Consider the following 25,684-nt stretch of genomic DNA (forward strand, 5'->3'; position numbering starts at 1 on the left):
TGGCAGAGTTGCCCTGTACGTTCTAGCCACCCAAACATGCGCACGGGTGGCAGCCCGCAAGTCCAGACAGGAGAAATACATGGCAACCGGTACCGTAAAGTGGTTCAACGACGCCAAGGGGTTCGGCTTCATCACCCCCGACGACAAGAGCGAGGACGTCTTCGCGCACTTCTCCGCCATCAAGATGAATGGCTTCAAGACGCTCAAGGAAGGCCAACGGGTCAGTTTCGAAGTGACCGTCGGTCCCAAGGGCAAACAGGCGTCGAACATTCAGGCCGTATAAGACTTTCGACGGGCTGCCGGCAGTGCTCTCTGGAAACCCGCGAAAGCGGGTTTCTTGTTGTATGGACCCGCGAAAGCGGGTTTCTTGTTGTATGGACCCGCGAAAGCGGGTTTCTTGTTGTATGGGCCCGCGAAAGCGGGTTTCTTGTTTCATGGCGCCCCGCAAGTCAATTCCGGCTGCTGCATTTCCAATCTCGATGCGATAGCACCCCGATCGGCGCGACCAGGGCAGGTGGACGACAGCCTCGAATCGGCGGCATGGCGTTCGCGCTGTACTCTCCCAGTTCTTTCTCACGCAGCGGAGCCTGCCATGAGCATCGAGTTTCCTGACGTGCAGGCGGCTGCCACGGCCCTGCGCGGCCACATCGTCCGGACCCCCTGCCTGCAATCGAAGACGCTGTCCGCCATCACCGGTGCCACGGTGTGGCTCAAGTTCGAGAATCACCAGTTCACCGCCTCCTTCAAGGAGCGAGGCGCACTCAACAAGCTGCTGCGTCTCGATGCATCGCAACGGTCCGCCGGCGTGATCGCGGTTTCCGCAGGCAATCACGCCCAGGGCGTGGCGTATCACGCCAAGCGACTGGGCATCCCCGCGGTGATCGTCATGCCACGATTCACGCCCACGGTGAAGGTCGAACACACGCGGGGGCACGGGGCCGAGGTCATTCTCGCCGGAGACAACTTCGACGAGGCCAGGACCCGGGCGATGGAGGTGATGAAGGAAAGGCACCTCACGCTCGTGCACCCGTACGATGACGAATGGGTGATGGCCGGCCAGGGCACCATCGCGCTGGAGATGCTGGATGACGTGCCGCATCTGGATACGCTCGTCGTCCCCATCGGTGGAGGCGGCATGATCTCGGGCATCGCCACGGCCGCGCGAGCTCTACGGCCGGACATCGAGATCGTCGGCGTTCAGACGGCGCGATTCCCGTCCATGCGATGTGCCATGCGGGGCGAGGCCGCCACGTTCGGCGCAACCACGCTGGCTGACGGTATCGCCGTCAAGCAGCCGGGCACGCTGACCTCCGAGGTCGTCCGCCGGCTGGTCGCGGATGTGCTCCTGGTGGACGAAGGCGACATCGAACGCGCCGTGCTGCTGTTGCTGGAAGTGGAGAAGACGGTGGTGGAGGGGGCCGGCGCCGTGGGTCTTTCGGCGCTGCTATGTCACGGCGACCGGTTTGCAGGACGCAAGGTGGGCCTCGTGCTGAGCGGCGGCAACATCGATCCCCTCGTGCTTGCGGACGTCATCCAGCGGGGAATGGTCCGCACCGGGCGTCTGACGCGGATGAAGGTTAGGCTGCGCGACCTGCCGGGGTCGCTCGCGCGGGTGACGGCGGCGATCGGCGAGGCGAACGCCAACATCGAGGAAGTCCATCACCAGCGGGCGTTCACGGATCTGCCGCTGCAGGATGCCGAGGTGGAATTCGTGCTGGAAACGCGCGGCTTCGAGCACGCCCGGCAGGTGGCGGATGCGCTGAACGCGCAAGGTTTCGCTGCGACGGTCGAGCACCTGTCAGGCGTCGCCGCGGAGCCCGGGCGCAATTGACTTTCATCAAACATTTCCTTGATTGACAGGGAAAAACGCAAGGCTGGCGGATTTCCGATGATTTTCGTCAGCTTTTCGTGATTTAGCTCTAAAGCCTCGCTGCTCCCGGCCGAAAGCCCCCTCGAGCCGGGCGGAACATTTCCCGGTTCCAGGACGACCGCCGCCCGTCAGCATTTGCGCCGAACCCAAGCGCTCGGGCAGATGCAGGCGTGTCGAGACACGAGAACACCGGACGGGATGTGATGACCGACACGCAACCACGCGGGCGCGAAGCCCGGATGCAGGCGCCCACGACAAGCGTCGAACACTTCGTCGACCCCAAGCACCCCATCGTCACCAAGACGGATCTCAAGGGGAAGATCACCTATGTGAACCGGGCGTTCGTGGAGATGAGCGGCTATTCCGAGGAGGAATTGCTCGGCAAGCCGCACAACATCGTTCGCCACCCCGACATGCCCCGCGAGGCGTTCGCGGACCTCTGGAACACCATCCGCCTGGGCATTCCCTGGCGTGGCCGGGTGAAGAACCGGGCCAAGAACGGCGACTACTACTGGGTCGACGCGTACGTCAGTCCCATCACCGAGAATGGGAACCTGGTGGGCTACATGTCCGTGCGCGGCCGGCCGAACGACGAGGCCAAGCGCGGGGCCGAGGCCCTGTACGCCGAGGTCCGTGCCGGCCGGGCGGCCATTCCGGCCACGCCCGTTCGGTTCGGCACGTCGCTCAAGGTCAAGCTGGCCGTCTTCTTTCCTGCGCTCACGGCCCTGGGCGTGGGCGCGGCCCTGTTGCCCCAACCGTGGAACTGGGGGTTGGCGGGCGGGCTGGCGCTCGCCTGCGCCGGTGGATACGCCTGGCTCTGGAACGAGATCGCGCGGCCGCTGGCGCGGATCAAGACCGAGCTGCGGCACCTGTCGGAAGGCGATCTGAAGCACGACACCGAACCCGAAGGAAGCCACGAGTTCGCCGAGGTGCTGGTGGGCCTCAGAAGCGCCAAGGTGAATCTTCGAGCCGTGCTCTCGGATGTCGTCACGTCCACCGAGAGAGTGGAGCGCGACTGCCGCCATCTGGTGCAGGAATCGGAACAGTTGCTGGAGCGTTCGCGCCGCCAATCGGACGGGATCAACGGCGTGGCAAGCGCGCTCGAGGAGCTGTCCGTGTCGGTGAACGAGATTTCCGATGCGACCCAGCGCAGTTCCGAACATGCCGAAATGGCGATCGACGTGGTGGCCGACGGAACGCGCCACATGGCGCAGTCGCTGGACGCCACCCACGACGTCGTGCGCGTGGTCGATGCGGCTCGCAGTCAGATCGAGTCGCTGGGCGAAGCGGTGGGCAAGATCTCGGTGGTGACCCGCACGATCCAGGAGATCGCGGAGCAGACCAATCTGCTGGCGCTCAACGCGGCCATCGAGGCGGCGCGGGCGGGCGAGCAGGGCAGGGGGTTCGCTGTCGTGGCCGACGAGGTGCGCAAGCTCGCCGAGCGGACTCGCAGCAGCACCGTGGACATCGCCGCGACCGTGGCCGAAGTGCAGGCGGGGACGGCGACGGCCATCGAGACGATGCGAAACGCCGTGGACGGCGTGCATCGCGGCACGGGCCTCATCCGCGATTCCAACGACAGTCTCGGCGCCATCGACAAGGCGAGCCGCGGCGTGGGGCAGTCTGCCCGCGATATCGCGTCCATGCTGGAGCAGCAGTCCCGCGCTTCGCAGGAAGTCGCTCAGAGCATGGAGCGCATGAGCGCGCTCACCGAAGAGAATCTGACCAGCATTTCATCCGTGGAAGCGTCCGTGCAGACGCTGGCGCAGACCACGAGCGATCTCCACAAGCTGCTGGAGCACTTCGAACGCAAGATGTGACGCGGTCCGGGTTCGCGTGACGGCGAGACCCGAGCCTTGTTCGTACCGGGCATGGCCCGGTCGGAATTCACATGCGTGCCCCATCGCCCGTGACCTGGACGGTGAAACGCCGCCGCGTGTGCGACGGCCTGCGGTGCTCGTCCCTGTGCCGCGACGGGGCGATGCGATTCAGAAGGGGATGATCAGCGACTGCCGTCCGGCCCACTGCGCGGCAGGTGCCAGCTCGACGGGTGAGGCCACGGTGGCGGCCTCGATGCAGATCATGCGGCGAAAGCCGTCCGGCGGCATGTCGGCGAACGCGCGCACACGCTCCACCCACGGGTTCCAGACGACGGTGTCGCGGAACCCTTCCTGTTCCACCACGAGCGGCCGGCCCGGCGACACGAGCTGCAGCGTCCCGGGTGTCTCCATGTAGATCCGGTCCACCTCGTCCGACACGCGCAGATGGCGCTCATGCTGCGTCTTCTCCCGGTTGCCGTCCGTCTGGTCCTGATACCGCACCCCTTCCAGTCCCGCGATGAAGGCTTCCTCGACTTCCCGGACCGCCAGGTAGGTGTGCAGCGCCGCCGTGAAGCGAATCGGCTCCCCCGCCGGATTGAGGGCCACCAATTCCACATCGAGCCGTCCACGGGAGAGATTGACCGTGTACTCCAGCTCGAACGGATGTGGCCACACCGGGTCGACGGATTGGGCCGTCAGCCGCCAGGTGGCCTGCGCGTAGTCGGCACCCGCGCGCTGATCCGACCGTTCCCACTGCGACACTCTTGCGAAGCCGTGTCTCAGCCCGGGACCCGAAGGACCGAACTGGGGAAAGATGACGGGAATCCCGCCACGCAAGGGTTTGGATCCGTCGAACACGGCGCGATCGCTCATGTAGAGCCGTTCGTCCCCCGCGGCGCGCGACCACGACACCACGTGGGCGCCGAAATCGGTGACGAGCACCGTGCCGCCGTGCGGCTCGACGAGTTTCAGGGCGGGAAGCCCGTGGTACTGTGCAGTTTCGATGGAGGCGTTCATTTCCGCAGTGTAGCGGCATCGGACGGGCCGGATCCTCGCGCAGCGGAGCAGAAGGACGCCTCGATGCGTGCGACCGCAAGGCAGGCCGGCGGAGTCAGGCTCCCCGCTGCCGTCGCGATACTGCGGCTGCAACGCGTTTCCCTCGCCGATCGATCAACCCCGCTCCCATGCCCCGCCACGCATCGCCTCGCTCCGCCACGACCCCGGTCGTCCTGATCCTCGGGGTGCTCACGGCGTTCGGTCCCATGTCCATCGACATGTACCTGCCCGCGCTGCCGGGCATCGCGCGGGAATTCGGATCGACCACGGCGGCGGCGCAGCTCACCCTCTCGGCATTCTTCGTGGGCCTCGCGCTCGGTCAGCTCGTCTACGGGCCGGTCATGGACCGCTGGGGACGCAAGCCGCCCTTGTACGCGGGGCTGGTCCTCTATCTCGGCGCCAGCGCGGGCGCCTCCCTGGCACCGTCGATGGATGCGCTGATCGCGTGCCGGTTCGTGCAGGCGCTGGGGGCCTGCGCAGGCATGGTGGTCTCGCGGACCATCGTGCGCGATCTCTTCGACCACCGGTCGTCGGCCCGCGTGCTGTCGCTGCTGATGCTCATCATGGAAATGACGCCCATCCTGGCGCCTCTCGCCGGGAGCGCCCTGATGAGCGTTGCGGGATGGCGGACGATCTTCCTCCTGCTCGCGGTCTTCGGCGCCATTTGCTGGGTGCTCACGTTCACCGGCCTGCCGGAGACCCGGCCGGCGGGAACGCCCAAGCCCACGATGCGGACCACGCTGCACGTGTACGCGGGACTGCTGCGTCACCGCGCCTTCGTCGGCTACACGCTCGCCGGCGGACTGGCCGGCTCGGGCATGCTGGCCTACATTTCCGGTTCGTCGTTCGTGTTCATCGACGTGTACGGGCTGACGCCCTCCGGCTATGCATGGCTCTTCGGTACCAACGCCGCCGGGCTCATCGGGTCGTCGCAGATCAACCGGTATCTCCTGCACCGCCACGCGCCCGACCGGCTCCTGAAGTGGGGAAATGCATGCAACGCGAGTTTCGGCGTCCTGCTCGCCGTTGCTGCCGTGACGGGGTGGGGCGGGCTGCATGGCATCGCCGTGTGCCTGTTCGCGTTCGTGGCGAGTCTCGGATTCATCTTTCCCAATGCTGCGGCCGGTGCGATGGCGCCGTTCGGCGATCGCGCCGGAGCGCGTCCGCGCTCATGGGGACCCTCCAGTTCGGCATCGCGACGGTCATGGGCGCCCTGGTCGGCCACTTCCACGACGGGACGGCCGTGCCCATGGCAATCGTCATCGCCTGCTGCGGAGGCGGCGCCTTTCTCGCGCAACGATTCATGACCGGCGCAGAGGGCCGGGCTGCCTCGTAGCGACACGTCCGGCCGGTCAGCGCCCCGGTGCCTTGCGGTTCACCAGGGCGATCCCCGCTCCCACCAGCACGACGGCGCCGGCGAACGCGGGGGTGACCGATTCGCCGAGAATCAGCGCGCCGAACAGCACGCCGAACAAGGGCGTGAGAAACGCGAAGATCGACAGCGGACCGGCGCGATATCGCGTGAGCAGCCAGAACCAGGCGAGGTAGCTCGCGAATGCGACGACGGCCCCCTGGAACACGAGGCTCCCCAGCGCCAGCGGCGACATGCGGATGACTCCGGGCTCTCCCAGCAGGGGCGAGGCGGCGAGCATCACCACGGTGCACACCGAGAGCTGATACAGCAGCACCTTCGAAGCGCCCAGGCGGGTGAGCGAACTGGCCCGGATCCACACCGTCGTGGCGGCCCACAGGATGGCCGCGACCACCCCGAACGCGTCCCCCAACAGCGAAGCACGGCTGCGTGCGAACCCTTCGCCGAACGCCGCGACGATGCCCAGGAAGGCCAGCAGCACGCCGCTCCACTGCAGCCGGTGCAGCTGTTCGCCCGGCACGCACAGATGCAGGCCCAGCGCGGTGAGCACCGGCGCGAGATAGACGAACACCACCATGCGCGATGCGGCCGTGTGTGCGAGCCCGGCATAGATGAAGACGAACTCGCCGGCGAAGAGCGCCCCCGCGACGATACCGGCGGCCAGCGTTCCGTCGCGGCGGAACAGCGTCTCGCCGCGCATGGCGGCCCAGGCCACGACCAGCACCGCGGCGAGGGCGGCGCGCAAGCCGCCCTGCATGATGAGCGAGACGTCGGGCGCGGCGAGCTTGGCCGCGACATGGGTGAGACCCCAGATGGCGCATAGCAGCACCATGAGGCTGCCGGCGCGCGAGTCGACCGAGCGACGGGTACCGGTCACGAATGCAGGTCCGGGCCCGCCGAGGCCGGCCGACGGCGCTGTGCGCTACACGCTCGCACCGCGGCGCGATGGCGGCCGCACATGCGATGCGTGCCCGTGCGAGGCGCGGGCCTCGAGCGTCGATCGCTCATGCGAGCTGCGACAGCAGCCAGGTGGGTCGGAGGGCCGGGGGAAGGGTCCGCTGCGCGATCCGGGTGACCCCCACGGTCAGCAGCGCCGAATCGATCCCTGCCGCATTGGCGCCCGCGATGTCCGTTTCGAGCTGGTCGCCGATCATCACCGCGTGGGCTTCACCGCCCAGCGCCAGCGCATGGCGGTACAGGTGCGGGTGCGGTTTGCCCAGCGGCACGAACCCGAGATCCTCGCGGTCGGGGTAGCGGCGCGCCAGCGCGGCCTCGAACATGAGTGCGACACTGCCTGCCGCGAAGCCGAACGCGTCGGTGCCTTCCGGATACAGGATGTCGGGGTTGGGCAGGATCAGCCGCGGCGTGCGGCCGGCGTCGATCATGCGGATGAGGCTGGTGAGCGCGGCGTCGGCGGTGGCCAGAAAGGGAAAGCCGGACTCATCGCACACCGCCAGGACATCAAAGTCCGCGGTGGCGGGCACGACGTGGCCGCCGGCGAGTTCCACGTAGGCGATTCCGTCGGCCGGGCCCAGCACGGCGCAGCGCGCGCCTCGCAGTCCGTGATCCGCGAAGTACGGTTCGAGCAGCATGCCGGAGGTGACGATCCGCGCCGGGTCGAGATGCAGACCGAGTCGCGCGTAGCGGGCCGCAGAGGTCGCGGGCAGTTTCGAGGCGTCGTTCGTCACCACGAAGTACGGTTTGCCCGCCGCGTCCAGCCGCCCGATCGCTTCTCGGGCGCCGGGCATGATGCCGGAGCCGTGCACCAGCACTCCGTAGGCATCGAACAGGAAGAGATCGTAGCGTTCGACGAGGGTGTCGAACCGGGTGGAGGGGGCGGTCATAGGCGCCGGAAGATGCCTGAGGAGGGGGGAGGGGTCAAGGGAAGGTGCCGGTCGACGGAGGCGGACGGTAACGGTTCATGAAGGCTCCGCGTTGGGCGCGCAGGGAACCGCTAACCGGTCCCTCCATGTCTACGGTACAGCGGTCCGGGACTTCCCTGCGCGGCAGGCCGCGTGCCGCCACGGCGCATTGCCGCTGTCATGACGATGTGCTCCAATGGCCGCGGGAGAAGTGTCGCTGCGTTCGCACAGTCGGAAGAGAGACCTGGGTCGGTCCCGCGTTGCTCCGGTCCGACGACAGGCTCCGGTCATCAACCGAATCCTGGAGACACCTCATGAATCCCAAGGCACTTGCAGCGGGTCTGGCGCTCGGCTTCGTTTTTTCGGCCCCCTCGGCCCAGGCCATCATCGTCAATTCCGACAACGGTTCGGCGGTCTTCATCACCGAGACCGTCGACCAGTTCCGCGCCACGCTGGGCGCGCTCAACTCGGGCGCGGCCAACTTCGCCGGCGGCCGCCGCGAGATCAACTGGGACGGCGTGCCCGACGCCTCTTCCGATCCGAACCTGTTCCCTGGGGATTTCTTCAATTCCGGATCGGGCGGCCGGGCCCGGGGCATCGAGTTTTCCACGCCGGGCAGCGGTTTTCTGGTGAGTGCCGACGACGACAATCCCACGGCCACGGCGCCGGCGTTCGGATTCCCGGGCGACTTCATTCCCTTCAGCGCCCAGCGCATGTTCTCTCCGGTGGGGAGCAACATCACCGACGTGACGTTCTACAACCCCGTCGTTCCGGACCAGCAGGCGACCACGATGGCGTTCGGTGCCGTGTTCGAGGACGTGGAGGCGCGGGGATCCACCATGTCGTTCTACGACACGGCCGGCAACTTGATGCTCACCATCGACGTGCCTCGCGGCGGCAGCGGCGAATTGAGCTTTGCGGGCGCCATCTTCCAGACGGCGGCCATCAGCCGGGTGCGCATCGTGACCGGCGATTCGATCCTGCTCGCCAACGGCAATTCGTCCGGGCCGGGGCAGGACACCGTGGTCATGGATGACTTCATCTACGGCGAACCGGTGCCCGTGCCTGAACCGTCCTCCATGGCAATGCTGGCGCTGGGGCTCGCTGGCGTGGGGTTCGCGCTGCGCCGCCGGCGCTGACCCGCAGGTAACAAAAAAGGCCGGGACATCCCGGCCTTTTTTCGCGGGGCGCCGCGGTCTCAGGCGTCCCAGGGATTCGCGCGGTCCGTGGCGAGGCCGTACTTCTCGATGGCCTGGGCGACGACCTCGCGCTTGATCGTGCCCTCGTCCGCCAGCGCCGTGAGGGTGGCCACGACCACGTTCTGCCGGTCCACCTCGAAGAAGCGGCGCAGGTTGGCGCGGGAATCGCTGCGTCCGTAGCCGTCCGTGCCGAGCGTCACGTACTTGCGGGGCACCCACGTGCGGGCCATGTCGGGCACGGCACGCATGTAGTCGGTGGCCGCCACGACCGGACCGGCGGTGTCCGCGAGGCAGCTTTCCACCCACGACTTTCGCGGCGCCTGCGCGGGATGCAGCCGGTTCCAGCGTTCCACGTCCATGCCGTCGCGGCGCAGTTCGGTGAAGCTCGTGACGCTCCACACGTCCGCCGCCACGTTCCACTCGGTTGCCAGCATCTCGGCCGCCGCGATGACTTCGCGCAGGATGGTGCCGGACCCCATGAGCTGCGCCCGGGCCTGGCCCTTCTTCGCCTTCGCTTCCTGCAGCCTGTACATGCCCTTGAGGATGCCTTGTTCCGCGCCCGCCGGCATGGCCGGATGGACGTAGTTCTCGTTCATCACCGTGACGTAATAGAACACGTCCTCCTGCGCTTCGAGCATGCGCCGTGCGCCGTCCTGGACGATGAGGGCGAGTTCGTAGCCGAAGCACGGGTCGTAGGCGACGCAGTTGGGCACGGTGGAGAACAGTACGTGGCTCGAGCCGTCCTCGTGCTGCAGGCCTTCGCCGGACAGCGTCGTGCGGCCTGCCGTGGCGCCGAGCAGGAAGCCGCGGGCGCGCGAGTCGCCGGCGGCCCAGACGAGATCGCCGATGCGCTGGAAGCCGAAGCAGGAATAGAAGATGTAGAAGGGCAGCATCGGCACGCCGTGCGCGCTGTAGCTGGTGGCGGCCGCGATCCACGACGACAGGGCGCCGGCCTCGGTGATGCCTTCTTCCAGGATCTGGCCGTCGCGGGCTTCCTTGTAGTAGAGCAGCTCGTCCTTGTCCTCGGGGTCGTACAGCTGGCCCACGGACGAATAGATGGCAATCTGGCGGAAGAGTGCCTGCATGCCGAACGTGCGCGCCTCGTCCGCGACGATGGGAACGATGTGCTTGCCCAGCGTGGCGTCCTTCAGCCATTGCGTGAGCATCTGCACGAAGATCATCGTGGTGGACTGCTCGCGGCCGTTGGTGCCTTCGAGAAACTTCTGGATCGTCTGCACGGCGGGCACCGGCAGATCCTTCGCCTTGCCCACGCGCTGCGGGAGATAGCCGCCCAGCGCCTCGCGCCGGGAGTGGAGGTACTTCATCTCCGGGCTGTCGGCGGCCGGCTTGTGGAAGCGAAGGCTGGTGACGTCGTCGTTGCTGAGCGGCAATGCGAACCGGTCACGGAAGGCGATCAGCGCCTCGTCGTCCAGCTTCTTCTGCTGGTGCGTGGTCATCTTGCCCTGGCCCCAGTGGCCCATGCCGTAACCCTTCTTGGTCTGGGCCAGGATCACGGTCGGCTGGCCGCGATGATTCATGGCCGCGTGGTAGGCCGCGTAGATCTTCACCGGGTCGTGACCGCCGCGGCGGAGGCGGTCGATGTCCTCGTTCGACAGGTGCGCCACCAGCGACTGCAATTCGGGGTACTTGCTGAAGAACTGTTCGCGGTTGAACTGGCCGTCGGTGGCGGCGTACCGCTGGAACTCGCCGTCCACCGTCTCGTGCAGCCGCTTGACGATCACGTTGTCGATGTCGCGCGCGAACAGCGGATCCCAGTCGGACCCCCACAGGAGCTTGATCACGTTCCAGCCGGCGCCGGCGAACAGGCCTTCCAGTTCCTGCACGATGGAGCCGTTGCCGCGCACCGGGCCATCCAGCCGCTGCAGGTTGCAGTTGACCACGAAGATCAGGTTGTCGAGGCCTTCGCGCGCCGCGAGCGACAGCCCGGCGAGCGATTCCGGTTCGTCCATCTCGCCGTCGCCAGGGAAGGACCACACCTTGCGCCCGGAGGTCTTGAGGATGCCGCGGTGCTCCAGGTAGCGCATGAAGCGCGCCTGATAGATGGCGTTCAGCGGTCCCAGGCCCATGGACCCCGTGGGGAACTGCCAGAACTCCGGCATCAGGTAGGGGTGGCAATAGGAGCACAACCCGGTGCCGCCCGTTTCCCGGCGATAGCTGTCGAGGTTCTCTTCCCCCAGCCGGCCTTCGAGGAAGGCGCGCGAGTACACCCCGGGCGCGGAGTGCGGCTGGAAGTAGATGAGATCGCCCGCCTGCCCCGCGCGGAAGAAATGATTGAAGCCCACCTCGAACAGATCCGCCGCAGAGGCGTAGCTGGCGATGTGTCCGCCCAGTTCCGAGTTCGCCTTGTTGGCCCGGACCACCATGGCGAGCGCGTTCCAGCGCACCAGCCCGATCAGCCGCTGTTCGATTTCCAGATTGCCCGGGAACTGCGGCTGGCTGCTGAGCGGGATGGTGTTGCGGTAGGGGGTGTTCAGCACCGGCGGCATGGGCACGTGCTTGTCGCGGGCGTGATCCAGCAGCTTGCGCAGCAGGTAGGTCGCGCGCTCCGGGCCCTCGTTCTCGATCACGGATTCGAGGGCGCCGAGCCACTCGCGGGTCTCCACGGGGTCGATGTCCTTGGGCAGGACACGCCAGAAGGTGGACCAGTCGAGTTGCTGGATGTCGGAAAGATCGGTCATGGAAATAGGCTCCGGAGTTCGCGATCCGCAAACGGTGACGGGGGATCGGGTGAATAACGGATGTTATCGGGAAATCACGAGCACGGGATGCCGAAGATGCCGGCAAAGAGAGCTGTTGTAAGAACAAACGTGAAGTATCTGCGCCGTTGGCAGCATGTTATGCTGCCGCGCGCCCTCATCGGACTGCCTGCACATGAACGACACGTCACGGCTCGACGCCACGGACCAGCGGATCCTCACCCTGCTGCAGGGGGATGCCCGCATGAGCAACGTCGAATTGGCGAAGGCCGTGAACCTGTCGCCTTCGCCCTGTCTCGCGCGGGTCCGGGCGCTGGAGGAGCGCGGCTACATCAGCGGCTACGTCACGCTGCTGGACGCCCAGCGTCTGGGCCTGCAGGTGAGCGTGTTCATCCAGGTGCGGCTCGAACGGCAGATCGAGACTGCGCTGGAGCGGTTCGAGAACGCGATGATCGAACGGCCCGAGGTCATGGAGTGCTACCTCATGACCGGCAACGCGGACTACCTGCTCCGCGTGGTCGTGCCGGATCTGCCCGCATTGCAGGAGTTCATCGTCAACTACCTGTCGAGGGTTCCCGGCGTGGGCAACATCCAGTCGAGCATCGCACTCAAGCAGGTCAAGTACCAGACTGCCTTGCCGCTCCCCAGCGGGGACGCCGCCCGCAGACCCGGATCGGCAAAGGCGCCCCTTTCCCGCAGCCGCCCTCCTTCACGCAGGTGATGCACGCGATCCGGCAGCCTTCGAGTGCCTGCCCGCGAGGGCTGTCAGGAGCAGCAGGCCGGCAGCCGTCAAGGGGACGGTGCCCGGTTCGGGCACCGCGGTGATGTTGTCCACTCCCAGGGACGACACCGACGTGTCCCCCGGGAAGCCGGGGTTGAAGCTGTTGTACAGGCGGATGAAGGCGGCGGTTTGCAGGGCGGTCGTCACCGATCCGAGCTGCGGGGTCAGGGCATCGGCGGAAAGGTCGAACACCACGGTCTGCCAGCCGCTCCCCGCCGCCAGCGATATGGCCTGCGAAGAATAGGCCATGTTGGCGGGCGAGCCGCCTGCCGTCTGGTCCTCGATCAGGAGCCTCAGGTGCAGATCCGATGCGCCGAGGTTGACGACATCCATCGAAAGCGCCGTGACGCCCGCGGCCACGTAGTCCCCGTCCCAGCCCGCCGATCCGATCGCGACCAGCCTGCTTCCGGCGCCACTGCCTCCGAGGGAGGTGAGGCGCAGATAGTCGTCGTCCGCTCCGGCCGGCCCGCCTGCCGCGAGTTCGGGGGGGACGGGATTCGGAAAGCCGGTGATCCAGCCCTGGGTCGAGCCGTCCTCGAAATCGTTGTGCTGGCCGAGCGACACCGCGAGCGCCGGAGAGGCGGCCGCGGCGGACAGAAGGAAGGCGGCAACAGGTGCCTGGATCGGGTTCATCATCGGTCTCCGCTTGTACGTGGTTGCAGGGTCCTGTTCGGACACGGGACGCCGCGCCGGGTTCGCGGAATTCCGGCGCGCTGGCGATGCGGCACTGCGGGATCATTCGTCCGTCATCCGGCCACCGGCGTGCCGAGGGGCGTCGCTATAATCCGGACCTTCGCCGAATCCGGGTTTCGGCTTCGGACGTCTTCACCTTTCGGATTTCATGCTCACCTTTTCTCTCGTCGCAGCGGCATGCGTGGCCGCTGCACTGGCCTTCCTGTTGCCGCCTCTGTTGTGGCGCAGCCGGCGTGCCCGGGTCACTTCCGAGTCGGCCAACGTCTCCATCTACCGCGATCAGCTCGCCGAGCTGAAGACGGACCTCGACAAGGGAACGCTCTCGCGGGACCAGTACGACCAGTCCCGGGCGGAGATCGAGGACAGGCTGGCGGAGGACCTGCGCGCGGCCGAATCGGCGGTCGCCTCCGAAGGCCGGTCGGGCAAGTGGATTGCCGTCGCGCTCGCCGTGGTGCTGCCGCTCGCGGCCATCGGGCTCTACGCGCTGCTGGGCAATCCCGCGGCGCTCGATCCGGTGAAGCGGCTGGGCATGACGCAGGAGGAAGCGGCGGAACGGCAGAAGATGGTCGATCTCACCGAACGCCTCGCTCAGCGCATGCGGCAACACCCGGAGGATCCCAAGGGCTGGAAGATGCTGGGGCGGGCCTACCGCGCGCTGGGCAAGATGCGCGAGTCTGCGGTGGCGCTGGAGAAAGGCATCGCCGCGGACCCGAAGGATCCTTCCGGCTATGTCGACCTGGCCGAGACCCTGGCCATGATCGAAGGCGGCCGCGTGCAGGGCGATGCGGCGGGTCTCGCCGCGCGGGCTCTGGCGCTGGACCCCAAGAACGAGAAGGCGCTGGCACTGCTCGGGACCGCGGCCTTCGAGTCGCGCGATTTCGCCGGCGCCGTCCGTTACTGGGAGCGTTTGCGCGCGCTGGCACCTGACGGCTCGGAGTTCGCCAAGGCGATCGACGGTGGCATCGCCGAAGCAAAGGCGGCGATGGCGCAGAAACCGGCCGAGGCCACCGATGGCAAGGAGAGAATCACGGGCATGGTGGAAGTCGCCCCCGCCCTTTCTGCCAAGCTCCCCCCTGACGCGACCGTGTTCATCTTCGCGCGACCGGTCCAGGGGCCCCGCATGCCGCTTGCCGTGATGCGTGCGTCGGTGAAGGATCTCCCGGTGAAGTTCCGCCTGGACGACAGCATGGGGATGGGCACGGGCGCGAAACTGTCGTCGCAAAGCCAGGTCGTCGTGGCCGCGCGGATTTCTCTCACCGGATCGGCAACGCCCTCGGCCGGCGACCTCGAAGGCAGCAGCTCGCCGGTCAAACCGGGTGCGGCGGGCGTGAGGGTCGTGATCGACCGGCAGGTGCCGTGACGGTCTCGCGCCGGCAGATGCTCGCGCTCATGGCGGGTGCGTTCGCGCCGCCCGTGCGGGCATACGAGTTCCCGCCGATGCTGCGGGGTGACGTGGCGCTGTTCACGGAACGCATCTGCACACGGCACGGCCTCGATGAAGGAAAGGTGCGCGAGCTGCTGCTCGAGGCCCAGGTGCTGCCCGGCGTGCTCCGGGCGATTGCGACGCCCGGCACGGCCAAGCCCTGGCATGTCTTCCGCGCGAACTACCTGAGCAAGCCCCGCATCGATGGCGGAGTGGCCTTCTGGCGCGACAATGCGCCGCTGCTCGTGCAGGCACGCGAGACGTTCGGGGTGCCGGAGGAACTGATCGTCGCGATCGTGGGCGTGGAAACGGTGTATGGCCGCACGACGGGCAGCTACCGCGTGCTCGACGCGCTCTTCACCCTCGGGTTCGAAGGCCAGAACCGGGCGGCGTACTTCCAGTCGGAACTCGAGGAACTGATGCTCCTGGCGCGAGACGGCATCGTGGATCCGCGGACCGTGAAGGGCTCCTACGCCGGCGCCATGGGCTGGCCCCAGTTCATGCCCTCCAGCCTGCGCCGTTACGGTGTGGACTTCGATGCGGACGGGCGCGTCGATCTCTGGTCGAGCCCGGCCGATATCATCGGCAGCGTCGCCAATTATTTCCGTCAGTTCGGCTGGCAGAGCGGGGCGGACGTCGTGCTGCGCGCGACGGTGCGCGAACCCTCCGAGGCCGCTTCGCTCGTGAGCCTCGGCGTGAAGCCCGCGGCCGGGCGCCAGCAGTTCGATGCCAAGGGGGTGACGACCGAGCGGCCCCTCAAGGACGGCGAGCTCGCATCGCTGCTGCTGTACGAGGGCGAGAACGAGGCGGAGTACTGGGCAGGCCTGGACAACTTCTACGCCATCACGCGGTACAACCGCAGCCAGAACTACGCCCTGGCCGTGTGGCAGCTGGCCCGGGCGCTGTCGGAAGCCCGCAGCCGGGCGTCCTGGTAGGCACCCCGCCCGGCGCGGGATCGTTGCCGCATCAGGCGCTGCTTTCCGTCCCGCCCGAACATCTGGCCCGAAACCGGAGCGACCCATGAAACCTGCCGAACACGCCGCGCGGCTCGTCGATGCGCAGCACCATCTCGCCGAACGCGACGCCCTCATGCGACGGCTCATCGCCGCGCATGGTCCCTGCGGACTGCAGCCGCGTTGGCGTCGCGGTCCCTACGAGGCGCTGGTGCGTGCCGTGATGTACCAGCAGCTGCACGGCAAGGCGGCGGCGTCGATTCTTCGGCGGTTCATGGATCTGTACCCCGGCACACCGTTCCCGGCCCCCGATGCCGTCCTCGAGCTTCCGGACGAGGCGCTGCGTTCCGCCGGACTGTCACGTCAGAAAGCGCGTTACGTGAGGGCGATCGCCAAAGCGGCGATCGGCGGCGTGATTCCGGTGAGCCGCCGCGGTCTTTCCGCCATGGACGACGAGGCGCTGATCGGGCAGTTCACGCAGGTTCTGGGCGTGGGTCGCTGGACGGTGGAGATGCTGCTCATCTTCACGCTGGGGCGCCTGGACGTGCTGCCCGTGGACGATTACGGCGTGCGCGCCGGGTTTCTGCGGCATGCGCGCGGCCGCGACAGCATCACCCCGCGGGAGCTGAAGGTGGTGGGCGAGCGCTGGGCGCCTTACCGGAGCGTGGCGTCGTGGTACCTGTGGCGGGCGGCGGAGGCGTGAGACGGGTGGCACGTTGCTGCTTCAGAATCGTGCGGTCCACAGACCCGCCGCCCCGGTTCGGCGGGTGCTGGCGATTCGGGAATATGCAATCCCATCCGTAGCCTATCGGTAAGACCGTCCGCGTTACCCTGTTTCCACGCTCACTGGAGCATCGCATGGTCAGGCAACGGCTTCCCGCGAAACTCATTCGTCCACGTCTCCACGGCGCCGTGCCGCGGGTTCGCCTGTTCCGTCGCCTGGACGAGGCCCGGGAGCAGAATCGGGCGATCTGTGTGGTCGGTCCGCCCGGCGCGGGCAAGACGACGCTGGTGGCGAGCTGGCTCGACGCGCGCGATGCGCCGGGCCTGTGGTTCCAGATGGACAGCGGCGACGCGGACCTGCCGACGTTCTTTCACTTTCTCCGTGAGGCTGCAGCCGCCTTCAGACGGCGCGGCCAGGAACCGCTGCCATCGCTGACGCCCGAGTATCTGGCGGACCCGGAGAAGTTCGCCCGGCGCTTCTTCCGCAACCTCTTCGACCGGCTGCCGGCGGGTTCGGTGGTGGCGCTGGACAACTATCAGGAGGTCGATTCCGGCCAGTTGCTGCACCGCCTCGTGGCGGATGCCGTGGAGGAGCTTCCGCCCGAGATCGCCCTGGTGGCGATCAGCCGGCGTGATCCCCCGGAGACCTACGCGCGGCTCGTGGCGAATGAGCGGGTGGTGCGCGTGGACTGGGATCAACTGCGCCTGACCGACGAGGAGGCGAGGGTGATCGCCTCGGACCGGATCGCGCTCTCCGAGACCGATTCCTCGCTGCTGAACGAACGTTGCGGCGGGTGGGTGGCCGGACTGACCCTGATGATCGAGGGTTGCCGCAGAACCGGGCTCCAGACGGTGGATTTGCCGGAAGGGCGCGACGCCATCTTCGGCTACTTCGCCGATGTGATCTTCGAAAAGCTGGCGCCGCCGGTCCAACGCTTTCTTGCCGTGACGGCGCATCTGTCCCAGATTCCGCTCTCGGTCGCCCGGGACCTCACCGGCGTGAACGAGGCAGCGCAGATACTCGAGGATCTGTACAGGAGGCACCTGTTCACTCACCGGCGCCCGGGCGCCGAGCCCGTGTACTGGTACCACGCGCTGTTCCGCGACTTCCTCAAGGCCCGTGCTGCCGCTCTGGTCGACGCGGGAGAACTTCCTCGCCTGTTGAGCCGCGCCGGGCGGTTGCTCGAGGCGCACGGGAGCGACAACGACGCGTTCGAACTGTTTCGCGATGCCGGCGACTGGGCCGCGATCTCCGGACTGGTCGAGAGGCGATCGGCGCCACTTCTGGTGCAGGGTCGCAACAGGACCTTGCAGGAGTGGATCCTGTCGCTCCCATCCCCTACGCTCGATGAGTCGCCGTGGCTGCGCTACTGGCTGGGCGCCTCGGTGATGGCCATGGACCCTGCCGATGCCCGCCAGCATCTCGAACGCGCGTTCGATCTCTTCTCCGGCGCCGGCGATATTCTGGGTCGTTCGCTGGCGGCGGCCGCCATCATCGAAGCCCACGTCTACGAGTGGAGCGATTTCCGCCCGCTCCGTCGCTGGGTGGAGGCGCTGGGAGAAACCTTCGGACGCATTCATTTCCTCGGCAACTCGGCATTCGAGCAGAAGGTCACCTGCAGCTTTCTTCTCGGGCTGGTCTATGTCGCTCCGGGCCATCCGCTGCTGCCCGATTGCGTCGAGCGGGTCACGGCCATGCTGGACGAGGACATGGACGACAACGGCAAGCTCGGTGCGGCGATGAATCTCCTGGCCTACTGCAACCTGACCGCCGACGAGCGCAGGAGCCGGATCGCGGTCTCCCAGGGCGCGCTGCTCGCACGGGGCACGGCCATCGCGCCGATCGCCCGGATGTGGTGGCAGATGCGTCTGGGCTGGCACCTGGGCCTGGCCGGGCGCTACGAGGATTCGTTACACGCCCTCGACCTGGCCGAAGAGATCGGCATCGCCCACGGGTTCGACCGCACATTCGCGTTCCAATGTCTGATCCCCAACTACCGGTTCGTGTCTCTGCTGGGATTGCGAGACGTTCGCGGCATCAGGATCAACGCCCGGCGGATGATGGAATTCGGGTCTTCCGGAGGTCCGATGACGCGCTTCCAGAGCGTCTACGGTCAGTTCTATTCCGCATGGGCCTCGGGTGACGAACGCGCAGCGGAAGCGCTGGGTGCCGATTTCATCGAGGCGGGCAGAGCATCCGGGATGGTCTGGCTGGAGGTGTATGCGCGAATGCACGACCTGGTTGCTTGCATCTGCGCCAGCGGACAGCGTGACACCCACGAACGCATCCAGTTGCTGCGCGCAATCCTGCGGGACACATGCTTCATCAGCGGTGGCATCGAAGTGGACCTGATCGAGGCGTCGGGCATGGTCTTGTGGGGCGATCGTGCCGCGGGACTCGCGTTGCTCGAGAAGGCGATGGCGAACTGGCGCGCCTTCGGAAGTCGGAGTTTGCATCAGTCGCTGTTCGTTTTCAGCCGGCTGATGTCCCGGATTCTCTCTGATGTGCTCGATGAAGGGATAGAGACGGAGCACGCCGCAGAGTTCATCCGGAGGATGCGCATCGTTCCTCCCCCGCTGGCTTCGGCACGGTGGCCCTGGGCGGTGCGGCTACGCACGCTGGGCGGCTTCGACCTGCGGATCGAGGGCGAGCCGCTGCGTTTCTCGGGCAAGGCGCCACGCAGGCCTCTGATGCTGCTCAAGGCGATCGTCGCGCTCGGATCGGTACGAGTGCCGGTCGCGCGGCTGATGGATGCCCTGTGGCCGGAGGAACCGGGAGATGCGGGGCGCAAGAGCTTCGACGTGACGCTCACGCGTCTGCGCAAGCTCCTCGAGCGCACCGACGCCATTCTCCTGAGCGACGAGGTCGTGAGCCTGAACCGGACGATCTGCTGGGTCGATGCGGAAAGTTTTTTCGAGAATACCCATGCCTCGGACGACTTGCCGCAACTTGAAGCGGCCTGCAGCCTCTACCGTGGCGAGTTCCTGCCCGAGGAGGCAGACGAACCGTGGAGCACGAGCCGCAGGGCGCTCCTGCGGAGCCGCTTCGCGGAGGCGGTGGAACGCATTGCTGAACTTGCGGAACGGGAGGGCCGCTGGGAGAAGGCACTGCAGTGGTATCGCAAGGGAATCGAAGCGGACGATCTGGCGGAGTCGTTCCACCAGGGGGTCATGCGCTGTCTCATCGCCCTGGAAAGGCCTGCGGAAGCGATGCTGGCGTATCGCCGATTGAGACAACTGCTGTCGGTCGTGCTGGGCATGTCTCCAACGGGAAAGTCGCAGGAGCTCGCCCGCAAGGCGAGTTCTGAATCCGTACACGATCCGTAAGGCCGCTGACGTGAATCTGTCCCGCGTGCGGCGATGTCGCCGCGTCAACTGGAGGCAGGGCCATGAGGACATCCATCACCGCGATCATCGCCGCGATCGTCGCCGTCACCGCATTTCCTGGAATCGCCTCGGCGGAGAAGGGCAGGTTCAGCGGGCACTGTGTGCTCGTGAGCACCAAGTTCAACGAAGTGAAGGCGATGGACGGCCACCCCATGAAGAGCGCCATGTCCGGAGAGCTCGACGGCCTTGTTTTCGGGAATGGGGGCGGCGGCCGCCTCGATCGCCTGCTCGACAAGGCGCACTATCACGTGGCCTGGGTGGGCGACGGAGGCGGCGGAGGGTACTGCCTCAAGACGTTCACCAACAAGGACGGCCACAAGCTGTTCGCGCGCTGCGACTCCCAGGGGACCCCGACGGGAAGCGCCGGGGTGATCACCCTGCTCGGCGGCACCGGTCCGTTCACGGGCATCAAGGGCAAGGGCAAATTCAACTTCGTCAGCGTCACTCCCGCGGTGGCCTGGGACGACATCGAGTGGGAGTGGGAAACGCCGTGAGCAGCGAGCCGTCGCGGGACTGTTACGTGATCCGCGTCTATCGGCGCAGCGACGAGCCGGGCCGCGAGGTCGCCGGCCTCGTCGAAGTGCTTGCGCGGGGAGAGTCGGTCGCGTTCAACGGCAGTGAAGAGTTATGGGCAGTTCTGAAAGAAGCACCGGAACGGACGAGGCGCCGTTCCGGTTCGGCAGATTCGTGATCGGTGTCTGGCGCGTCGCCGGCGTCCGGCGTTAGCGCGCGGCGGGGTCCGGGGCGAACAGGGGGAGCGTGCCCCGTTCACGCGCCACGGACCTCCGGTGGCTGACTTCCGCGCCTGGCGCCGCAGCTTCCTCGCGGCGCACGACCGCGCCGACCCGCACGCCCAGCAGCCGCAGCCGCCGGTCCAGCGGCACCCGCTTGAGACACTCGCCGGCCACGCGCCGGATCTCCCTCGCATCGCCGGTGTAGTGATCGATGCTGCGGTCGCGCGTGACCGTCTTGAAGTTGTCGTAGCGGAGCTTGAGTCCGATGGTGCGCCCGACGTATCCCTTGCGGTCGAGGTCCGCGGCCACCTGTTCGCACAGCCACGTGAAGAGGGTGCCGAGCTTCTCGCGGTCGTTGCGCGGATGCAGATCGTGCTCGAACGTGGTTTCGCGGCTGAACGATTTCGGTTCGCTGTGGGTGACGACCGGCCGGTCGTCACGGCCGTGGGAGGCCTCGTGCATCCAGCGGCCATAGCTCCGGCCGAAGTGCTCGGCGAGGACTTCCGGAGGAGTGCCGGCCAGTTCCCCGATCGTGCGGATGTCCATCCGTTCCAGCTTCGCCGCGGCCTTGGGGCCGATGCCGTTGATGCGCCGCGCCGGCAGGGGCCAGATGACCGCGGGGATGTCCTCGGCCGTCACCACCGTGAGGCCGTCGGGCTTGTCCAGATCGGAACAGATCTTGGACAGCAGCTTGTTCGGTGACAGTCCGATGGAGCAGGAAAGCCCCGTGGCCGAGCGCACGCGTTCCTTGATGGCCCGCGCGACGGAACGTCCGCCGTCGTGGGATCCTGCTGCCGCTTGCGTGAGGTCGATGTAGATCTCGTCGATACCGCGATCCTCGATGAGCGGGGCGAGTTCCGCGACGGCCGCCTTGAACAGCCGCGAGTACTTGCGGTACTCGTCGAAATCCACGGGCAGGAGGACCGCGTCGGGACACAGCGCGGCGGCTTTCATGAGGCCCATGCCGGAGTGCACGCCGAAGGCGCGGGCGGCGTACGTGGCCGTGGTGATGACGCCACGACCCGCGTAGTCGCGCAACACGGCGAACGCACGCTTTCCGTCCCCGCCCGCCGTGGGTTGATGGCGTCTCCCGCCGCCGATCACCACGGGTTTCCCCTGCAGCTCCGGATATCGCAGCAGCTCGACCGACGCGTAGAACGCGTCCATGTCCAGATGAGCGATGAGGCGCCCGGACGGAGCGTTCATTGCCGTGGTCTCAGGCCTTCGCCGCGGTGAACAGCCAGCGGGGCGCGCTGCGGATCATGCTCCGGAGGCAATCGCGATAGCTCACGTCCCCGGTGATGATGCCGGCGAACTTGCGCTGGCCCCGGGGATTCATGGCGAGGTGGCGAAACGAGAACCGCGGAAACGCGAAATAGGCACGGCCAATCCAGTTGGAGATGGTGAGTTCCGGCGCCAGCGTCTGTTCCATGGCGGCGCGGTAACGGGCTGCCGCATCGCTGCCGCCGTTCGCGGCCTCGAGCAGCGCACGCGCTGCGAGGTCGCCGCTGCGCATGGCGTAGTAGATGCCTTCGCCGTAAACCCCTTCGACGCAGCCGGCCGCATCGCCGACGAGGATCGTGCGGCCGAGGGCCAGGGGGCGGGAACGGTCGAACAGCGGGATCGCATAGCCGAGCCGCGCCAGCGGTTGGGCACCGCGCAGATCACCGTGCAGGCCGAGAAAGGCATCGAGCTGGGCGGGCAGCTGCCTCGCGCCCAGCGGGGAATAGATGCCGACGTTGAGGTGATCGCGCTTGGGAAAGATCCAGCCGTAGCCCCGGCTCATCCCGCCGAGATCGAACAGGGCGCGGTCGCGATAGCGGTCGAGAACGGACGGGGACACGCGAAGCAGCAGCTCCACGGACGGCACCTGCCGCACGGAGCCTCCGCCCATCATCCGCTTTCGCACCTGGCTGCCCACGCCGTCCGCCCCGACGAGATGGCGGCACCGGAAGATTCCCGCCGACGTTTCCACGCTCACCCCATCGGCGGTCTCTTCCGCGCCGATGAATCGCGTACCTTCCAGGACCGAGGCACCGGCACTGCGTGCGCGTTCCGCGAGCCAGGCATCGAATTCCTCGCGCACGGTGGTGCATGCGCCGGCTTCCTGCAGGTCCACGTCCACCGAGAGTTCATTGCCGTAGGTGAGCGTGGCCCGGCGTACCCCGTTGTGGACGATGGGGGACAGATCGAAGTCCACGAGCCTGAAGACCTTGCGGGACAGGGCCCCGCCGCAGACCTTCGGGCGCGGCATGGCGGCTTTTTCCAGGAGCAGCACCGACGCCCCTGCGCGAGCCAGCCGGTACGCGCAGAAGCTGCCCGCCGGTCCCGCGCCCACCACGATGGCGTCGTGGATCACGGTCCGAGGCTTCCTCGCGGATTCCGCTCACGGCACGGTCCCGCCAGTCCGTCGGCCCGGCGCCGCCGGCCGTGCGCGTCAGCCGAGCAGCGCTCGCAACGCATAGAGCGCATCGAGGGCCTCGCGCGGGCTCATGGAATCCGGATCGATCTGCGCGAGCCGTTCCACGGCGGGGTGGGATGCCGCTGCCGCCGGTTCGGGCGGGACGGAAGCCGACGCGACGGCGAACAGATCCCCCTGCGGCACGGCGGCCGTCTCCAGCTCCTGCAGCTTCCTGCGTGCGCTGCGTATGACGCCGGGTGGCACGCCCGCAAGTTGCGCCACCTGCAGCCCGTAGCTGCGGGACGCCGGACCTTCTTCCAGCGCGTGCAGGAACACGATGCGGTCCTTGTGTTCCACGGCATCCAGGTGCACGTTGGCGGCTTCGCTGTATTCCTCCGCCAGCCGCGTCAGCTCGAAGTAGTGCGTCGCGAAGAGGCACAGGCAGCGGTTGCGTTCCAGCAGATGCCGCGCAATGGCCCAGGCGAGCGAAAGCCCGTCGAACGTGGAGGTGCCGCGTCCGATCTCGTCCATCAGCACCAGCGATCGCGCGGTGGCGTTGTGAAGGATGTTCGCGGCTTCCGTCATCTCCACCATGAACGTGGAGCGGCCTCCGGCGAGGTCGTCGGCCGAGCCGATCCGCGTGAAGATGCGATCGATCGGACCCAGGACGGTCCGGCGGGCGGGGACGAACGATCCGCAGCTCGCGAGCAGCACGATGAGCGCCACCTGACGCATGTACGTCGACTTGCCGCCCATGTTCGGTCCGGTGATGAGCAGCATCCGCCGGGCCGGAGAGAGCCGGGTGTCGTTGGCCACGAACTGCTCCACCTGGCGCTCCACGACCACGTGCCGGCCGCCTTCGATGACGATGCCCTCGTCGTCGCTCAGTTCGGGCGCGGACAGATCGAGCACGCGCGCCCGTTCCGCGAATGCGGCCAGCACGTCCAGTTCGGCGACGGCGGCCGCGGCGGACTGGAGCGCCGGAATCGACGGCAGCAGCGCGTCGAGCAGCGATTCGAACAGCAGCTTCTCGCGCGCCAGGGCGCGGTCCTGGGCCGACAGGGCCTTGTCCTCGAAGGCCTTCAGCTCCGGCGTGATGTAGCGTTCGGCGTTCTTGAGCGTCTGGCGGCGCCGGTAGTCCGTGGGCACCTTGTCAGCGTGCGCGTTGGTGATCTCGATGTAGAACCCGTGGACACGGTTGTACTCGACCTTGAGGCTGGGTATGCCCGTGCGCTCCCGTTCGCGCTGCTCGAGCGCGACCAGGTAGTCGCCGGCATTGGTCTGGATGGCACGAAGCTCGTCCAGCTCCGCGTCGTAGCCGGTCGCGATCACTGCGCCTTCGCGCAGCACCGCCGAGGGCGTTTCCATGAGCGCGCGGCTCAGGAGTGCGGAGACCGTCGCATCGACCCCGAGCGCAGACGAAAGCGTGACTACACGCGGGCTGGCGACCGCCGCCGCGGCGGCGGCCAGCGAGGGCAGACGGGCGAGTGTGTCCCGCAGGCCCGACAGATCACGCGGGCGTGCGGAGCGCATGGCCACGCGGGCGCCGATTCGCTCGAGATCCGCCGTGTCCTCCAGCGCCTGGCGGATCTCTTCGAAGGGCCCGGCGTGCAGCCGGTCCACGGCATCGAGACGGCCCCGGAGCACAAGGCGGTCCCGCACGGGATGGTGCAGCCAGTGGCGAAGCAGACGGCTGCCCATCGACGTGATGCAGGTGTCGAACGTGGACAGCAGGGTCGGCGCAGGGTCGCCCCGCAGCGTCTCGCTGATCTCCAGATTGCGGCGCGTGACGGCGTCGAGCACCACCAGCGAATCCGCGTGCTCGACCGTGAGGCCGTTCACGTGTGCCATGGAAGCGCTCTGCGTGGCTTTCGCATACTGCAGCAGCGCGCCGGCCGCCCCGAGCGCCAGCGACAGTTCCTCCGCACCGAATCCGGCGAGATCGCGCGTCTGGAACAGGCTCGTGAGCGACCGCCTCGCGCTTTCCACGTCGAAATGCCAGTCCGGCAGGTGACGTCGGGGTACGGAGGCCGATTCGACCTCGGGAGGCATTCCGGCTTCGGGGCACAGGATCTCCGACGGGGCCAGGCGCGCCAGCTCGGATTGAAGATTCGCCAGGGGCGCCTCCGTCACGCGGAAACTGCCGGAGGCGAGCGAGAGCCAGGCGAGGCCGACCCGCTTTCCCTGCACGAAGATCGACAGCAGGGTGTTCTCGCGGCGCTCGTCCAGCAACGACGCGTCCGTGAGAGTGCCGGGCGTCACCACGCGCGTGACCTGCCGCTCGACCGGCCCCTTCGACAGCGCGGGGTCGCCGATCTGCTCGCAGATGGCGACGGATTCGCCAAGGCGGACGAGCCGGGCGAGGTACTGCTCCGCGGCGTGATAGGGAACACCCGCCATGGGAATGGGCGCCCCGGCCGAAGTGCCGCGGCGGGTGAGGGTGATGTCCAGCAGGCGCGCAGCCTTCTCGGCGTCGTCGAAGAACAGCTCGTAGAAGTCGCCCATGCGGAAGAACAGGAGTTTGTCCGCGTGCTGCGCTTTCATTCTGAGGTACTGCTGCATGACGGGCGTGTGCCCCGCCAGGGCGGGCTCGTTCGCCGTGGCGTTCACGCGGTCCTGCGACGGAGGGTCGAATCGTTCCAAGGGGGTCTCGTGGGCATCGGCGCAGCGTGCCGCCGGGCCGCCGGAAGAGC

General features: G+C 67.4%; 19 protein-coding genes and 1 pseudogene. 12 read left to right on the forward strand and 8 right to left on the reverse strand.

Translation table 11 applies throughout. The features are described 5' to 3' along the window. Window positions 1–79 precede the first annotated feature (79 nt). The 3 genes from IPK20_08215 (at window position 80) to IPK20_08225 (ending at window position 3,690) form a co-directional block, all read left to right on the forward strand. A complete protein-coding gene (locus IPK20_08215; protein ID MBK8016700.1) occupies window positions 80–283 on the forward strand; it encodes a cold-shock protein in 204 nt (67 codons plus the stop codon). 309 nt (window positions 284–592) lie between these two features. Continuing rightward, window positions 593–1,831, forward strand: a complete 1,239-nt coding sequence (locus IPK20_08220; GenBank protein ID MBK8016701.1) for a threonine ammonia-lyase — start codon at window positions 593–595, stop codon at window positions 1,829–1,831. 242 nt (window positions 1,832–2,073) lie between these two features. After that, complete coding sequence (locus tag IPK20_08225; protein ID MBK8016702.1) at window positions 2,074–3,690, forward strand: methyl-accepting chemotaxis protein; 1,617 nt, start codon at window positions 2,074–2,076, stop codon at window positions 3,688–3,690. Between the two features lie 168 nt (window positions 3,691–3,858). On the opposite strand, the gene IPK20_08230 is transcribed toward IPK20_08225, so the two are convergent. Next, on the reverse strand, window positions 3,859–4,707 hold the full coding sequence (locus IPK20_08230) for a D-hexose-6-phosphate mutarotase (GenBank protein ID MBK8016703.1): 849 nt from the start codon (window positions 4,705–4,707) through the stop codon (window positions 3,859–3,861). A 167-nt stretch (window positions 4,708–4,874) separates the two neighbouring features. Between IPK20_08230 and IPK20_08235 the strand changes: the two are divergent. Beyond that, a pseudogene (locus tag IPK20_08235) lies at window positions 4,875–6,082 on the forward strand (multidrug effflux MFS transporter). Window positions 6,083–6,098: 16 nt separating this feature from the next. Here the strand turns inward: IPK20_08235 and IPK20_08240 are convergent. Beyond that, a complete protein-coding gene (locus tag IPK20_08240) occupies window positions 6,099–6,950 on the reverse strand; it encodes a DMT family transporter (protein MBK8016704.1) in 852 nt (283 codons plus the stop codon). Window positions 6,951–7,122: 172 nt separating this feature from the next. Next, on the reverse strand, window positions 7,123–7,962 hold the full coding sequence (locus tag IPK20_08245) for an HAD-IA family hydrolase (GenBank protein ID MBK8016705.1): 840 nt from the start codon (window positions 7,960–7,962) through the stop codon (window positions 7,123–7,125). 332 nt (window positions 7,963–8,294) lie between these two features. Here IPK20_08245 and IPK20_08250 point away from each other — a divergent pair, with 332 nt between their 5' ends. Continuing rightward, window positions 8,295–9,119, forward strand: a complete 825-nt coding sequence (locus IPK20_08250; GenBank protein MBK8016706.1) for a PEP-CTERM sorting domain-containing protein — start codon at window positions 8,295–8,297, stop codon at window positions 9,117–9,119. A 59-nt stretch (window positions 9,120–9,178) separates the two neighbouring features. Here the strand turns inward: IPK20_08250 and mdeB are convergent, their stop codons facing one another. Next, window positions 9,179–11,878, reverse strand: a complete 2,700-nt coding sequence (mdeB, locus tag IPK20_08255; GenBank protein MBK8016707.1) for an alpha-ketoglutarate dehydrogenase — start codon at window positions 11,876–11,878, stop codon at window positions 9,179–9,181. A 193-nt stretch (window positions 11,879–12,071) separates the two neighbouring features. Between mdeB and IPK20_08260 the strand changes: the two genes are divergently transcribed. After that, on the forward strand, window positions 12,072–12,617 hold the full coding sequence (locus tag IPK20_08260) for an Lrp/AsnC family transcriptional regulator (GenBank protein MBK8016708.1): 546 nt from the start codon (window positions 12,072–12,074) through the stop codon (window positions 12,615–12,617). Here IPK20_08260 and IPK20_08265 read toward each other — a convergent pair. Continuing rightward, window positions 12,606–13,310 (reverse strand): hypothetical protein, encoded by a 705-nt coding sequence (locus tag IPK20_08265; GenBank protein ID MBK8016709.1) that lies wholly within the window; start codon window positions 13,308–13,310, stop codon window positions 12,606–12,608. The genes IPK20_08260 and IPK20_08265 overlap by 12 nt on opposite strands. A 208-nt stretch (window positions 13,311–13,518) precedes the next feature. Here IPK20_08265 and ccmI point away from each other — a divergent pair, with 208 nt between their 5' ends. The 6 genes from ccmI to IPK20_08295 all read left to right on the forward strand — a co-directional run bounded on the left by ccmI (window position 13,519) and on the right by IPK20_08295 (window position 20,547). Further along, window positions 13,519–14,730 (forward strand): c-type cytochrome biogenesis protein CcmI, encoded by a 1,212-nt coding sequence (gene ccmI, locus IPK20_08270; GenBank protein ID MBK8016710.1) that lies wholly within the window; start codon window positions 13,519–13,521, stop codon window positions 14,728–14,730. Beyond that, entirely contained in the window at window positions 14,727–15,728 is a 1,002-nt protein-coding gene (gene mltB, locus IPK20_08275) for a lytic murein transglycosylase B (protein ID MBK8016711.1), read from the forward strand. Before ccmI ends, mltB begins: the two co-directional genes overlap by 4 nt. An 85-nt stretch (window positions 15,729–15,813) precedes the next feature. Next, on the forward strand, window positions 15,814–16,449 hold the full coding sequence (locus IPK20_08280; protein ID MBK8016712.1) for a DNA-3-methyladenine glycosylase 2 family protein: 636 nt from the start codon (window positions 15,814–15,816) through the stop codon (window positions 16,447–16,449). Between the two features lie 209 nt (window positions 16,450–16,658). Continuing rightward, entirely contained in the window at window positions 16,659–19,796 is a 3,138-nt protein-coding gene (locus IPK20_08285; protein MBK8016713.1) for a hypothetical protein, read from the forward strand. A 62-nt stretch (window positions 19,797–19,858) separates the two neighbouring features. Beyond that, window positions 19,859–20,350, forward strand: coding sequence for a hypothetical protein (locus tag IPK20_08290; protein MBK8016714.1), 492 nt, complete (start codon window positions 19,859–19,861; stop codon window positions 20,348–20,350). A 26-nt stretch (window positions 20,351–20,376) separates the two neighbouring features. Further along, window positions 20,377–20,547, forward strand: a complete 171-nt coding sequence (locus IPK20_08295; GenBank protein MBK8016715.1) for a hypothetical protein — start codon at window positions 20,377–20,379, stop codon at window positions 20,545–20,547. 31 nt (window positions 20,548–20,578) lie between these two features. Here the strand turns inward: IPK20_08295 and dinB are convergent, their stop codons facing one another. From dinB to mutS, 3 genes are all read right to left on the reverse strand, one after another. Next, entirely contained in the window at window positions 20,579–21,796 is a 1,218-nt protein-coding gene (gene dinB / locus IPK20_08300) for a DNA polymerase IV (protein ID MBK8016716.1), read from the reverse strand. 10 nt (window positions 21,797–21,806) lie between these two features. After that, complete coding sequence (locus IPK20_08305; GenBank protein MBK8016717.1) at window positions 21,807–22,949, reverse strand: geranylgeranyl reductase family protein; 1,143 nt, start codon at window positions 22,947–22,949, stop codon at window positions 21,807–21,809. Between the two features lie 78 nt (window positions 22,950–23,027). Further along, complete coding sequence (gene mutS / locus IPK20_08310) at window positions 23,028–25,553, reverse strand: DNA mismatch repair protein MutS (protein MBK8016718.1); 2,526 nt, start codon at window positions 25,551–25,553, stop codon at window positions 23,028–23,030. Between the last annotated feature and the right edge of the window lie 131 nt (window positions 25,554–25,684).

This window comes from Betaproteobacteria bacterium, assembly GCA_016713305.1.
GTDB lineage: Bacteria > Pseudomonadota > Gammaproteobacteria > Burkholderiales.